Here is a 14,905-nt window from a genome sequence, read left to right on the forward strand (position 1 = left end):
CGCCGTCCTTTTTTAATTTTGTGGTGAGGTAGTATGAAACAGTATCTGGATCTGATGAAAAAAGTGCTTGAAGAGGGCACGCCGAAGGCCGACCGTACCGGCACGGGAACGCGTTCTATTTTCGGCCATCAGATGCGTTTCAACTTGCAGGACGGGTTCCCGCTGGTTACCACTAAAAAATGCCACCTGCGTTCAATTATTCATGAACTGCTCTGGTTCCTGAACGGCGATACCAATGTTGCTTATCTGCATGAAAATAAAGTCAGTATTTGGGACGAATGGGCAGATGAAAACGGCGATTTGGGGCCGGTTTATGGTAAGCAGTGGCGCTCATGGGGAGCCGCAGACGGCCGCCAGATCGACCAGTTGAAGAATGTCCTGACCCAGTTGAGACAGGATCCCGATTCCCGCCGCATTATCGTGTCTGCCTGGAACGTGGGCGAGTTGGACAAAATGGCGCTGGCGCCGTGCCACGCGTTTTTCCAGTTCTACGTGGCGGATGGCAAACTCTCTTGCCAGCTTTATCAGCGCTCGTGCGATATCTTCCTTGGCCTGCCGTTCAACATCGCCAGCTATGCGCTGCTGGTGCACATGGTGGCGCAGCAGTGCGATCTGGATGTGGGTGACTTCGTCTGGACTGGCGGTGATACGCATCTGTACAACAACCATCTGGAACAGACGCACTTACAGCTGAGCCGTGAACCGCGTGCGCTGCCTAAACTGGTGATCAGGCGTCGCCCGGATACGCTGTTCGACTATCGCTTCGAGGACTTTGAAATCGAGGGATACGATCCGCATCCCGCCATCAAAGCACCGGTTGCGATCTAAAACTTCCCCACACTTTTCAGGGCCGCGTCATGCGGCCCTTTTTGTTTCCCCCGCCTCCCCGCACGCTTTTTCTGTTGTTACATTGTTGCAGTAAAACATTGCGAGCCGCTACGTATAACGCCGTTAACACGCTGTTTTTGCTGATAAGACTCACTATCCTGACGCCATGAAAACAGGGAATCGACAACCGCGAGGGTTTACCTTGCTTGAATTATTAGTGGTGTTGACGATCGTGGTGCTGATGGCTGGCGGCGGCCTGCATGGCTGGATTCAGTATCAGCAGGCCATTCGTCTGGAGCAGAGTGCGCAGCAACTGCTGGATTTTTTGAACCGGGTTCAGGCCAATGCCTATTGGCATAACGAAATCCGGACGGCGAAGCTCATCTCGCAGGGGGAGCTATGGTGCATGGTCGCGAGCCAGAATGAAAAACAGTCTGGAGAGACATGCCGTGAGAACCATTCGGGACAGTTCGTACGTCGTACGCAGGATGTCGTGCTGGCAAAGTCCACCAGTAACGTGTTTACGTTTTTTGGCTTGCGTAATGCGGCACAGGCCGGGCACATCTCGCTGTCGAACGCTGCGGGTCAGTTGCGTCTCATCATCTCTGTGAGGGGACGCATGCGTCTGTGCAGCGAATCGCAAGTGGTTCTGGCGATTCCCTTATGCTGAAGCAAATTGTGTTGAGGGACACGGCGCTGGGGAGAGTCAATCGATGGCGTAAACAGCGCGGTTTCACCTTGCCGGAAATCCTGTTAGCGCTGAGTTTAGGCAGCCTGATTATGCTGTCGGCGGCGCAGCTATACCCTCTGTTGCGTGGTCAAAGTCAGGACAGTGCACAGTTTTTCCGGCTGGAACAGCTGTTTAGTCAGGTAGCGATGGGGATTGAGAAAGATATCCGTCGGGCCGGTTTTTGTGCGGGAACCTGTCAGGGGAAGGCGATTAGCATCGGGAACTATCCGGGAGAAATGGAAAACAGCTGCCTGAATGTCTCTTACGATCTGAACCGAAATGGTATTTGGGATGGTGGAGAGCAGCAGGATGCCGAGTCTTTTGGCTATCGTCTGCGCGGTCGCTCGTTGGAAATTCAAAGCGGGGCGCACAATTGCCAGGGCGACCGATGGGAGAAACTGTTTGATCCGCAGGAGGTCGTGCTCACCCTATTCCGGTTACAGCGTCTGGCTACACAAAATGATGTGGCGCTGTATGAATTGCAACTGGCGGGATTCTGGGCCAAACGCCCTGCCGTTAAGCAACATATTACCCGCCTGATACTGGGGCGTAACCCATGAAGAAAGGATGGCAAACGGGAAGTGGAACACTGCCTATGGTGCTGCTGATCGCCGTTATTGGCCTGTTGTTGATGTCTGGTTTGCAACGTCAGCTTGATACTGCCATTCAGGTGGGAAACGATGAGCGGCATTATCTGCGCGCCTTCAATCAGGCATTGTCCTCATTGAACTGGGGAAAAGGGCAGCGTTGGAATGTGCTAACGGAAAGCTGGCAGTGTCAGCAACTGTCGGCGGAACAGCTAGTGGTGTGCCTGCGTGCGGCCTCGGATGGGAGGCAGGGGTTACTGCGTGGTGAAGGGACGCTACCCGGTTCGGTGCGACCGTTGACGCTGTACCAGCGTGTGTCATTTTTGGCGCTGTCATCGGGTCAGAATGCTATTCGACCAGTGGGTAACGGCTGGCTGGATTTTTGCCCTGATAAGGATGTGACGCGCTGTGATGCAACGGAATAGCGCAGTGAACAAGGAATGTGTGAATCATCAATCTGGTTTTAGCTTGCCGGAGACGCTGGTGGCTGCGCTGCTGTTTGCCGTGTCGCTGATGGGATTACTGCAATATCACCAGATATTACAGCAATCATTTCAGCATCAGTGGCAGCAGCGTCAGGCCTGGCGGTTTGCGATACAGCAGTTGGAAGCCTATGAAGCAGGCGTGCCGTATCATCCGTTTGCTCTTGATAATGCGGCATCCCTGTCGAGTAAACACTGGCAGTTTAGTGTGTCGGAGCAGTTACAGAGTCCAGAATGCCGTCAGGTAACGGCAAGAGTCATGACGCCACGCCGCTATCAGGCTACACTAAACCGTTGGTTTTGTCGGTCATCGCCTGTTCAATAGGCCTGTTTGAGTAAACTGTGAGTTATCAATCGTAAGCAGCGGTAGCAGGAGCCAGAATGTTTAGAATCTATCACTCCAATCAGTTGGATATCCTGAAAAGACTGATGGTTGAGTTGATAAAACGTCAGCCGCTTGCCGATCCCTTCCAGCAGGAAGTGATTTTGGTGCAAAGTCCGGGAATGGCACAGTGGTTGCAAATTGAACTGGCTGGGCACTTCGGTATTGCCGCGAATATTCAATTCCCGCTGCCCGGTGTTTTCTTGTGGAATATGTGTCGCCACGTGCTGCCGGATATTCCAAAAGAAAGCGCCTTCAGCAAGGATGCAATGACGTGGAAACTCATGCACTTGTTGCCCGATTTATTGGCACAGCCTGATTTTTCGGCACTGAAGCACTATCTACAGGATGATGATAACCAACGAAAGCTGCATCAGCTTGCCGGGCGCGTGGCGGATCTTTTCGATCAATACCTGATTTATCGTCCTGAGTGGATCAAAGCCTGGCAAGAGGGGAAACAGGTTGACGATCTTGGTGGTAACCAGCTGTGGCAGTCGGCGCTGTGGCGCGCGCTGGTGGATTACACGCGTGAACTGGCGCAGCCAGAATGGCATCATGCGATTCTGTATCAACGCTTTATTACTGCGTTAGCGCAGGCAAAAGTGTGCCCGAACGGTCTGCCGCCGCGCGTTTTTATCTGCGGCATTTCGGCGTTACCCCCGATCTATTTACAGGCGTTGAACGCGCTGGCGCGACATATTGACGTGCACCTGCTCTTTACCAACCCTTGTCGCCATTACTGGAGTGACATCCAGGACTATAAGTTTCTGGCGAAGCTAAAAGCCCGCCACCGCCGTTTACATCGTTTTGACGATGAGCAGACTGATGAAACCCGCCCGCTCTTTCGCGATCCTTCACAGGCAGAAACGTTGTTTAACGATGACGGTCAGCAGTCGATTAATAATCCGCTGCTGGCATCGTGGGGAAAACTGGGGCGCGATAACCTTTATCTGCTGGCTGAGCTGGATAACGTGCAGGAGGTCGATGCCTTTGTTGAGTCTGATGGCGAAAATCTGCTGCAAACCTTGCAACGCGATATTCTTGAACTGGAAGACCACGCGGTGGTGGCTGTCAGCCACGAAACGCAGAACACCAGCACGCAAAAACGTTTGCTGGCACTCGACGATCGTTCGGTCGATTTTCACGTCTGTCATAGCCCGCAGCGTGAGGTTGAAGTGCTTCACGACCGATTGCTGGCCATGATGGCAGACGATCCTGAGCTGATGCCGCGTGATGTTATTGTGATGATGGCGGATATCGACAGCTATACGCCATTTATTCAGGCGGTATTTGGCAATGCGCCGGATAATCGCTATCTGCCTTTTGCCATCTCCGATCAGCGTGCGCGGCATGCGCACCCTGCCTTACAGGCCGTAATCAGCCTGCTGGATTTACCGACAAGCCGTTTTACGGCGGAACAGGTTCTGGCATTGCTTGAAGTCCCCGCGCTGGCTGCCCGTTTCGGTATTCAGGAGGAAGGATTACGGCGTCTGCGCCTGTGGGTGGTGGAGTCCGGCGTGCGCTGGGGATTGGATGACGACAATGTGCGCGATCTCATGCTGCCGCCGACGGGCCAGCATACGTGGCGTTTTGGTCTGACGAGAATGCTGCTGGGCTATGCGATGGACAGTCAGGTCGGCGACTGGCAGGGGGTGCTGCCTTATGATGAATCCAGCGGATTGATTGCGGAATTGGCTGGTCAACTGGCCGAACTGCTGATGCAAATTCACCAATGGCGTCAGCGCCTGTCTCAGCCGCGCGTGCTTGTCGACTGGCTACCGCTGTGTCGAGAGCTGCTCGAAACCTTTTTTGATGCGGATAGCGAAACCGAAGCGGCGCTGGCATTGGTTGAAAAACAGTGGCAGTACGTGATTGGTATGGGCACGGTGGCGCGCTATCCGCAGCAGGTGCCGATTTCCCGGTTACGTGATGAGCTATCGCGGCGCCTCGATCAGGAACGGCTCAGCCAGCGTTTTTTGGCCGGTGCGATCAATTTTTGCACGTTGATGCCAATGCGTTCTATTCCCTTTAAGGTCGTGTGTTTGCTGGGGATGAACGATGGTGTTTATCCCCGAACGCTGCCGCCGCTCGGGTTCGATCTAATGGGGCGGAAGATCAAGCGCGGCGATCGTAGCCGACGTGACGATGACCGTTATCTGTTTCTGGAGGCGCTTCTGTCGGCGCAGCACAAACTTTATATCAGTCATATCGGGCGCTCGATTCAGGATAATACGCGTCGCTATCCTTCCGTATTGGTGAGCGAACTGACGGAGTATATCGCCCAAAGTTATGTCTTGCCGGGCGATGAGGCGCTGGATATTGATAGCAGTGCTGAGCGGGTGGTGAAGCACCTCTGCCGTGAACATAGCCGTATGCCTTTCGACGCGGATAACTTCCTGTCGGCACCGCAGCCATTGAGCTTTGCGGCAGAGTGGTTGGCGGCGGCGAACCGAAAAGGGGAAGCCCAGCCTGATTTCGATCGTGAAGCGCTGTCCGAAAGAACAACGGATAGGGATGTCAGTCTGGACGATCTGAAACGGTTTTATCGTCACCCGGTGCGAGCCTTTTTTCAACTGCGGCTTGGTGTGAGTTTCATGCTGCACAGCGATGAACTGTTGGATGAAGAGCCCTTTGTCGTTGATAACCTTAACCGCTATCAGTTGAATAGCGAGTTGCTTAATACCTTGATTAATGAAGGCGATACAGAAAAACTGTATCGCCGTGCCAGAGCGGCGGGCGAGCTTCCCTATGGCGCGTTTGGTGAGATTTACTGGCAGGAACAACAGCAGGATATGGCGCAACTGGCAGCGCGTGTGCGTGATGAGTTAACGTCCTCGCTGTCGGTGAGCCGGGAAGTGGATATCCTCCTTAACGGTGTGCGCATCAGCGGCTGGCTGAATCAGGTGCAGCCGGATGGTTTGCTACGCTGGCGTCCCGGCACGCTTTCCATGAAGGATGGCATGACGCTGTGGTTGGAACACTTGGCTTATTGTGCGACGGGGGGGCAGGGCGAAAGCCGATTATATGGGCGGGAGGATACCGCGTGGCGCTTTTCTGCCTTGTCGGAAACGCAGGCCAGAGAACATTTGGCTCTCATGCTGGATGGATATCGTCAGGGAATGAGCAAGCCGCTGTTACTGCTCAATAAAGCGGGGAGCGCCTGGCTGGCTGAATGTTATGATCGTGAAAGCGATAGCCTGCGGTCAGATGAAGAGGCGCAGAACAAAGCGCGCGCCCGTTTATTGCAAGCCTGGCAGGGCAATATGGGAATGCGGGGGGAAGGCGAGGATTATTACCTGCAACGTATTATTCGTGAGTTGGATGAAAAACGAATGAATGAGGTGATTGAGGCGGCGAAAATCTGGCTACTGCCACCGTTCCGCTCTAATCTGGCGTGATGAGTTTGTTTTGGGTAATGACCGAGTCGATTTCGAGGTGCGAGAAGAGAACGCACTGCAAGGTGAAAAGTGATGGATATGAGGTTGGAGAATTGCATGCGTAAACAGTGGGTCTGGATTACCGGGTGGTTTCTTTTATTCACATTCTGGCTTCCGGCGAGTTGGGCAGAGACGGGCTGGCAGCCGCTGGCTCAGACCATTCGAAAAAGCGAAAAAGATCCGCGGCAATATCAGGCGATTAAACTGGATAACGGCATGATCGTTCTGCTAGTTTCCGATCCGCAGGCACCCAAATCTTTGGCATCACTGGCGCTGCCTATTGGTTCGCTGGACGATCCTGATAGCCAACTGGGGTTAGCGCACTACCTTGAACACATGGTACTGATGGGATCAAAACGTTACCCTGAGCCCGAAGCGCTGTCCGAGTTTTTGAAAAAGCATGGTGGCAGCCACAACGCCAGCACGGCGTCTTACCGCACGGCGTTTTATCTGGAAGTCGAAAATGATGCGTTGCGGCCCGCTGTAGATCGGATGGCTGACGCGATTGCGGAGCCGCTACTCGATCCGGTGAATGCCGATCGTGAGCGTAACGCGGTCAATGCGGAATTAACGATGGCGCGTTCGCGTGACGGTCATCGCATGGCGCAGGTCGGTGCAGAGACGCTGAACCCTGCGCACCCGAGTGCGCGTTTTTCGGGGGGGAATCTTGAAACCCTGAGCGATAAGCCTGGCAGCAAACTGCATGATGAACTGGTGAAGTTCTACCAGAAATACTACTCGGCCAACCTGATGAAAGGGGTGATTTACAGTAATCAACCTCTCCCTGAACTGGCAAAACTGGCGGCCGATACCTTCGGGCGCATTGCCAATCACAACGCCAGCGTTCCTGCGGTTACCGTCCCTGTCACGACGGAGAAGCAGCGTGGCGTGATGATTCACTATGTCCCTGCGCAACCGAGAAAACAGCTGCGTATTGAATTTCGCGTCAGCGATATTAGCCAGGAATTTCGCAGCAAGACGGATACCTACATTAGCTATCTGATCGGCAACCGCAGCCAGAATACGCTTTCTGATTGGTTGCAAAAGGAAGGACTGGTTGAGTCTATCGGTGCGGGTTCTTCACCGATTATCGACCGTAACGGCGGCATGTTCGCTATTTCAGCCTCGCTGACCGATAAAGGTTTGGCGCAGCGTGACGAGGTGATTGCGGCCATCTTCCGTTACCTGCAAGAAATCCGTACCGAGGGAATTCAGCAACGTTATTTTGATGAGATCGCACGCGTTCTGGATCTGGATTTCCGCTATCCGTCCATCAGCCGGGACATGGACTACATCGAGTGGCTGGTGGATACCATGCTGCGCGTGCCAGTCGAACATACGCTGGATGCGCAGTATGTTGCGGATCGCTACGATCCGAAGGCTATCGCTGCACGTTTGGATGAGATGACGCCGCAGAACGCGCGCGTTTGGGTTATCAGCCCGAATGAACCGCATAATAAAGTGGCCTACTTTGTCGATGCGCCGTACGAGATGGATAAAATTCCGTCAGCGACATTCGCAAAATGGAAAACGCTGGGGCAAAAAATGTCGCTGTCGTTGCCAACGATCAACCCTTATATCCCAGATGATTTTTCTCTGATCAAAGCGGATAAATCGATAACCAAGCCGACGCTTCTGCTGAATCAGCCGGGACTGCGCGTGCTGTATATGCCAAGCCACTATTTCGCCGATGAGCCGAAAGCAGAAATCACCCTGTTCCTGCGTAATCAGGAAGCGCGCAGTACCGCACGGAATCAGGTGTTGTTCGCGTTAAATGACTATCTTGCGGGGCTGGCGTTGGATGAACTCAGCTATCAGGCCTCAGTGGGTGGCATTAGCTTCTCCACTCGCAGTAATGATGGTCTGGTAATTAGCGCCGATGGCTATACCCAGCATTTGCCACGATTGCTACTGACGCTGGCAGACGGCTATGCCTCCTTTACGCCGACGGAAGCGCAATTGGAGCAGGCAAAGTCCTGGTACTTGCAGCAGTTGGATGCGGTCGAAAAATCAAAAGCCTTTGAACAAGCCATACAGCCGATTCAGGCGGTATCGCAACTGCCTTACTTCGAGCGCGGTGAACGACGTAAATTGCTGAAAGATATCCACTTACAGGATGTGATTAATTATCGCAACGATCTGCTGCAAAACGCCACGCCGGAAATGCTGGTTGTCGGTAATCTGACACCGGAGAGCGTGACCGAGTTAGCGACGACGCTGAAAGCGCATCTGAAGGCGAAGGGTGAAAATCTGTCGCGCAGCGATGATGTCAAAGTCAGCAAACCACAGTTCGCTAATCTACAACGCCCAGGCAGCAGCACGGATTCTGCGCTAGCGGCAGTGTATGTGCCAACGGGTTACTCGGAAACGCAAAGCATGGCGTATAGCTCGGTGCTGGGGCAGATCGTTCAGCCTTGGTTCTATAGTCAACTGAGAACGGAAGAGCAGTTGGGCTATGCGGTGTTTGCTTTCCCGATGTCGGTTGGCCGACAGATGGGCATTGGCTTCCTGCTACAAAGCAACAGCAAACAGCCTGCTTATCTGTATCAGCGCTATGAAGATTTTTACCTGAAAGCGCAAAAACGACTGCGTGAAATGAGTGAAGAAGAGTTCGCACAGTATAAACAAGGTGTGATGAATGAACTGAATCAACGTCCGCAGACATTGGGTGAAGAAGCCAGCCGACTGCGTAAGGATGTGGATCGGGAAAACTTTGCTTTTGACTCGCGGGAGAAACTGCTCGAACAAATCAAACCGCTGACGGTGGCGCAACTGGCCGATTTCTTCCAGCAGGCGCTGAAGCCTGAGGGGCTGGCCGTATTGTCGCAGGTTTCCGGCAGCCATCATGGTAAAGCTGACTATGCCGCACCGAAAGGATGGCATACCTACGCGGACGCCTCTTCATTGCAGAAAACGTTACCGCGTGAGAAAGCGCCTGCGATGATCCCTGCGCCAGCCGCACAGCCCGCAGCGGATACTGCGGCATCGGACGCTGTCGGTAAGGTTGCAGCACAATGACAAGTGCCGCGCCGCAATCATTAGACGTCATGACGTTACCGCTCCTGGGGGAGCGGCTGATTGAGGCGTCGGCCGGAACAGGGAAAACCTATACGCTGGCTGCGCTGTATCTGCGCCTGTTACTGGGGCTGGGTAAGCAAGCCGCATATCCACGTCCGCTACTGGTCGAGGAAATTCTGGTTGTGACCTTTACGGAGGCTGCGACCGAAGAACTGCGAGAGCGTATTCGTGCCAGAATCCATGCCTTGCGTATCGCCTGCCTGCGTAAAAGCGCGCAGGGGGAGCAGGCGGAGAAACCTAAAGATGCTTCGCTCGCGCAACTGCTGGCGGAGATTTCGGACCATCGCGATGCGGCGGATGTCTTGCTGGCGGCCGAACGGCAAATGGATGAGGCGGCGATCTACACGATCCACGGTTTCTGCCAGCGTATGCTCAGTACTAATGCGTTTGAATCCGGCGTACTGTTTGAACAAGTGCTGATAGAAGATGAGCAGCCGTTGCGTCGTCAGGCCTGCGCCGATTTTTGGCGCCGTTACTGCTATCCGCTGCCGGTAGAAGTCGCCCGTATTGTCGGTCTGGAATGGAAAGGGCCGGAAAACCTGCTGGCCGATCTGGCTCCTTATCTGCACGGTGAAGCGCCTGCGTTTCGTTTACCGCCAGAAGAAGACGAAACGCTGCTTAGCCGACATGAGAAAATTGTAGCGACGATCGATGCGTACAAGCAGCGTTGGCTAGCGTCAGCAGCGGAGCTGGAAGCGTTGATTAGCGCTTCTGGCGTCGATAAGCGCAGCTACAGCAGCAAGCATCTTCCCAACTGGCTACAGAAAGTCACGCTGTGGGCAGAACAGCAGCCGACGCTGGATTACCAACTGCCGAAGGATCTAGTGCGGTTTTCCCAGCAAGCGCTCATTGAAAAGACGAAGAAAGGGGAACCGCCTGTTCATGCTCTGTTCGAGGAGACTGAACGGCTGCTTGAAACGTCGCTATCGCTGCGTGATTTGGTGATTGTGCGTGCGCTGTCGGCGATCCGGGAGTCGGTGCGTGAGGAGAAACGACAGCGTGCGGAACTGGGATTTGACGATCTGCTGAGCCGTCTGGATGTTGCGTTGCAGCAGCCGGGGGGAGAGCAGCTTGCCAGCGCCATTCGTGAGCGCTATCCGGTAGCGATGATTGATGAGTTTCAGGATACCGACCCCCAGCAATATCGTATTTTCCAAACGCTGTACGTTGGGCAACCGCAGTGTGGGTTGCTGTTGATCGGTGACCCTAAGCAGGCTATTTATGCGTTTCGCGGTGCGGATATTTTTACCTATATGCACGCGCGCGGAGAAGTGGCTGCGCATTATACGCTGGGCACGAACTGGCGCTCGTCGCATCAGATGGTGCGTGGCGTTAATCGTTTGTTTGAGCGCCTCGCCCATCCTTTTATTTTCCACAATATCCCTTTCCTGCCGGTCAAGCCTGCCGACTCTAAACGCGGCCTGGTGTTTGACATCGCCGGGCAGCCCCAGCCTGCACTGCAATTCTGGCTAACGGGTTCAGAACCGATCGGCATAGGGGATTATCAGCAACAGATGGCGCGCCAGTGTGCGGCGCAGATTCGTGACTGGCTCGTGGCCAGCCAGCGTCATGAAGCCTGGCTGGTTAGCGATGATTCCCGGCGTTTGGTCAAAGCTTCCGATATGAGCGTGCTGGTGCGTAGCCGGCGTGAAGCCTCGCTGATTCGTGATGCGCTGAGCCGTTTGTCGATTCCTTCAGTATATCTGTCCAATCGCGACAGCGTATTCAGCACGCCTGAAGCCAGCGATATGTTGTGGCTGTTGCAGGCGGTACTGGCGCCGGAGCAGGAACGCACGTTACGTAGCGCAATGGCGACGGCGCTGATGGGGTTGGATGCCGAACAGGTTGATGCGTTAGGGCAAAGCGAAGCCGCATGGGATGCGCTGGTGGATGAGTTTGCCGGTTATCGCATGCTGTGGCGCAAGAAAGGTGTACTGCCGATGCTGCGTGCGCTGATGAGCCAACATCAACTGGCAGAGAATCTGCTGGCGAGTGCGGACGGGGAGCGCCGCATTACCGATATTCTGCATATCGGTGAGCTATTGCAGGATGCCTCGGCAACGCTCGATAGCGAACATGCACTGGTGCGTTGGCTATCACAACAGATTGTCCAGCCGAATCCGCAGGCCGAGAATCAGCAGTTACGCCTGGAAAGCGACCGTCATTTGGTGCAGATCGTCACGATCCATAAATCAAAAGGGTTGGAATATCCGCTCGTGTGGCTGCCTTTCATCAGTAATTTCCGCGTGCAGGATCAGGGCATTTATCACGATCGCGAGAGCTATCAGGCCGTGTTGGATCTGCAAAATCATGAGGAAAGTCAGACGTTGGCGGAAGAAGAGCGGCTGGCGGAAGATTTACGTTTGCTGTATGTCGCGCTGACCCGCTCTATTTACCACTGTAGCGTGGGCGTTGCGCCGATTCAGCGGTCGCGTAAGAAAGACGGCAGCAGCGATATGCACCAGAGCGCGCTGGGCTATTTACTCCAGCGCGGTAAAGAAGCTGAGGCCGCCACGTTGGTTAGCGAGCTGGAAGGCATGGTCGGGGACGGCGTCGCATTGACACCGCTACAGGAGACGGAAACGCAGCGCTGGCAGCCGGATAGACCAGAAGTGGCAGAGCTACAGGCTCGCCATATTGAGCGCCAGCTACGCGACGGCTGGCGAGTCACCAGTTATTCGGGGCTTCAGCAGCATGGCACCACCAGTGCGCAGGATCTGGTGCCGCGTCTGGATATCGAAGCGATAGGCGAGCGTCAGGAAACGGATGAAGCCCAACTGACGCCGCATACGTTCCCGCGCGGCGCGAGTCCGGGGACGTTTTTGCATAGCCTGTTTGAAACGCTGGATTTCACTCAGCCCGTTGATGATGGCTGGCTAGCCGAGCAGTTGCAGCTACAGGGATTTGAAGCGCACTGGCATCCGGTGTTGAAGGCGTGGATGGATACGCTTTTACATACGCCGCTTAACGGTCAAGGGATAACACTGTCGGCGCTGGATAACGCAGATAAGCAGGCTGAATTACAGTTCTATATACCCATTGAGGCTCCGATACAGGCGGCGCAGCTCGATAGGCTGGCAAAGCATCACGATCCGCTATCTGCGCGCTGTCCGGCGCTCTCTTTTCAGCAGGTGAAAGGCATGCTGAAAGGGTTTATCGATCTGGTGTTCCGCTGGGAAGGGCGTTATTACCTGCTGGACTACAAATCCAATTGGCTTGGCTCTGATGCCAGTGCGTACACCCAAACGGCCATGATGCAGTCGATGGCCGAACACCGCTATGACCTGCAATATCAGCTCTATACGCTGGCTTTGCATCGCTATCTCCGTCACCGCATTGCGGATTACGACTATGAGCGTCATTTTGGCGGCGTGTTTTATCTGTTTTTACGCGGCGTTGAGGAATCTCACTCCGGCAATGGCATTTTTGCTTGTCGTCCTTCCGCTGAATTTGTTTTCGGGCTTGATACGCTCTTCAAGGGAAAGGTGCCTGACGATGCTGATACAGGAATTCCCGCATGATTGCCTTGCTTGAAACGGCATTGACGCGGCGACTGCTGCGCCCGCTGGATATTCAGTTCGCCAGAATGTTGGCGGATGAGACGCAGCCTGACCTGCTGCTGGCTGCTGCCTGCCTGAGCGCGCACTCGGGGGCGGGGCATGTGTGTTTACCGCTGGAGAATTTGCAGGCACAGACGCTGTTTGACGGTCGCGATCCTGAGCTGGCGCAACAGCTGCTTGCGGAGGCAGGGCTAAACACGGTGGCCGCATGGCAGCAGCATTTGCTGGCATCTGATGCTGTCAGCGACGGCAGTGCGTCGACGCCACTGGTGTTGCAAGGAGAAAAGCTTTATTTACAGCGCAGTTGGCAGAGTGAGGGCCGCGTGGCGCGGTTTATCGCCAGCGAACGCGATACGCTACCCGTTGATGAACCTGCGATCCGAGCCGTGTTGGATAGGTTATTTCCTGACACGGGTGAAGAGGTTGACTGGCAGAAGGTGGCCGCTGCTGTCGCGTTGACGCGTCGCATTGCGATTATTTCCGGCGGGCCAGGGACAGGGAAAACCACGACGGTGGCCAGACTGCTGGCCGCGCTGATTGAGCTGAATACGGGAGAAGCGTTACGTATTCAATTAGCCGCACCGACTGGGAAAGCAGCAGCGCGGCTCACGGAGTCGCTGGGTCAGGCTCTGCATCGCCTGGCGGTGGAGCCTCGGCAGCGTGATGCGTTTCCGCAGGAAGCGACAACGCTGCATCGGCTGTTGGGCGCGGTGACGGATAGCCAACGTCTGCGTCACCATCAGGATAATCCGCTGCATCTGGATGTGCTGATTGTGGATGAGGCATCAATGGTCGATCTGCCGATGATGGCGAATGTAATTGCCGCGCTTCCATCACACGCGAGAATTATCTTTCTAGGCGATCGCGATCAACTGGCGTCCGTCGAGGCGGGGGCGGTATTGGGCGATATCTGTCGTTTTGCCGAGGCTGGCTATAGCCGCGCGCGGGCGCAGCAATTGCAGCGTTTGACGGGCTGTCATCTGGATGACAGCGGCCCGGAAGGGCAGTCGACGGTCAGTGACAGTATCTGTCTGTTACGCCGGAGCTACCGTTTCGATCCGCATTCCGGTATTGGACAACTGGCGCTGGCGGTTAACGGTGGTGATGATACTCGCGTGCGTGCCGTGCTGAACGGTGAGTTTGCTGACATCACGTGTAGCCCGTTAACCGAGGCTGAAGAGTATCATGCCATGCTGGCACAGTGTGTCGAAGGGTATCGTGATTATCTACAGCTTGTTGCGGCGGGCGCAACGCCGGATGCCGTGTTGCTTGCTTTCCAGCGTTATCGCCAACTGTGCGCATTGCGTGAAGGGCCGTTTGGCGTAGCAGGGCTGAATCAGCGCATCGAGCAGGCTTTGCATCAGGCAGGACTGATTCAGCGCAGCCGTAATCCGCTTAACCGCTGGTATCCCGGCCGACCGGTCATGATTGAACGTAACGATGCCGCACTGGGTCTGTTCAATGGTGATATCGGTATCGCCATGATAGGGGAAAGCGGGGAACTGCGCGTATTTTTCCCCTTGCCGAATGGCGAAACCAAAGACGTGACGCCAAGCCGTCTGCCGCCGCACGACACAGCCTATGCGATGACGGTGCATAAATCGCAGGGATCGGAGTTCGATCATACGGCGCTGGTGCTGCCGAACCACTATTTACCGGTGCTGACGCGGGAGCTGGTGTATACCGCTATCACGCGTGCGCGCCAGCGTTTGTCACTCTATACCGATGTCCGCATTCTCTGCCGGGCGGTGAAAACGCCAACGCAGCGCTATAGTGGCTTGGAAGAGAGAATTAGCGCATTAATGATGCGTCCTTGATGGG

General features: G+C 54.9%; 9 protein-coding genes. All 9 read left to right on the forward strand.

The window, feature by feature from the left end:
* Window positions 1–33 precede the first annotated feature (33 nt).
* The 9 genes from thyA (at window position 34) to recD (ending at window position 14,901) form a co-directional block, all read left to right on the forward strand.
* The gene (thyA, locus tag NAL19_RS04515) at window positions 34–828 is read left to right on the forward strand and encodes a thymidylate synthase (protein WP_263058878.1); all 795 of its coding nucleotides are present in this window, start codon (window positions 34–36) and stop codon (window positions 826–828) included.
* A 166-nt stretch (window positions 829–994) separates the two neighbouring features.
* Window positions 995–1,498 (forward strand): prepilin peptidase-dependent protein, encoded by a 504-nt coding sequence (locus NAL19_RS04520; RefSeq protein ID WP_263058879.1) that lies wholly within the window; start codon window positions 995–997, stop codon window positions 1,496–1,498.
* Window positions 1,492–2,118 carry a prepilin peptidase-dependent protein gene (locus tag NAL19_RS04525; RefSeq protein WP_225087117.1) on the forward strand — a complete coding sequence of 209 codons (627 nt, stop codon included), beginning with the start codon at window positions 1,492–1,494 and terminating at the stop codon, window positions 2,116–2,118. Before NAL19_RS04520 ends, NAL19_RS04525 begins: the two co-directional genes overlap by 7 nt.
* Window positions 2,115–2,570: a YgdB family protein gene (locus NAL19_RS04530; protein WP_263058880.1), complete on the forward strand. Its 456-nt coding sequence runs from the start codon at window positions 2,115–2,117 to the stop codon at window positions 2,568–2,570. The genes NAL19_RS04525 and NAL19_RS04530 overlap by 4 nt, the downstream gene beginning before the upstream one ends.
* A complete protein-coding gene (locus NAL19_RS04535) occupies window positions 2,557–2,952 on the forward strand; it encodes a prepilin-type N-terminal cleavage/methylation domain-containing protein (RefSeq protein ID WP_225088100.1) in 396 nt (131 codons plus the stop codon). The genes NAL19_RS04530 and NAL19_RS04535 overlap by 14 nt, the downstream gene beginning before the upstream one ends.
* 56 nt (window positions 2,953–3,008) lie before the next feature.
* A complete protein-coding gene (recC, locus tag NAL19_RS04540; RefSeq protein WP_263058881.1) occupies window positions 3,009–6,407 on the forward strand; it encodes an exodeoxyribonuclease V subunit gamma in 3,399 nt (1,132 codons plus the stop codon).
* Window positions 6,408–6,503: 96 nt separating this feature from the next.
* On the forward strand, window positions 6,504–9,464 hold the full coding sequence (ptrA, locus tag NAL19_RS04545) for a pitrilysin (protein ID WP_263058882.1): 2,961 nt from the start codon (window positions 6,504–6,506) through the stop codon (window positions 9,462–9,464).
* Window positions 9,461–13,045 (forward strand): exodeoxyribonuclease V subunit beta, encoded by a 3,585-nt coding sequence (recB, locus tag NAL19_RS04550; protein WP_263058883.1) that lies wholly within the window; start codon window positions 9,461–9,463, stop codon window positions 13,043–13,045. Before ptrA ends, recB begins: the two co-directional genes overlap by 4 nt.
* Window positions 13,042–14,901, forward strand: a complete 1,860-nt coding sequence (gene recD, locus NAL19_RS04555; protein ID WP_263058884.1) for an exodeoxyribonuclease V subunit alpha — start codon at window positions 13,042–13,044, stop codon at window positions 14,899–14,901. Before recB ends, recD begins: the two co-directional genes overlap by 4 nt.
* The last annotated feature ends 4 nt before the right edge of the window (window positions 14,902–14,905 follow it).

The sequence above is a fragment of the Pectobacterium sp. F1-1 genome, from assembly GCF_025643735.1.
In the GTDB taxonomy this organism is placed as follows: Bacteria; Pseudomonadota; Gammaproteobacteria; order Enterobacterales; family Enterobacteriaceae; genus Pectobacterium; species Pectobacterium colocasium.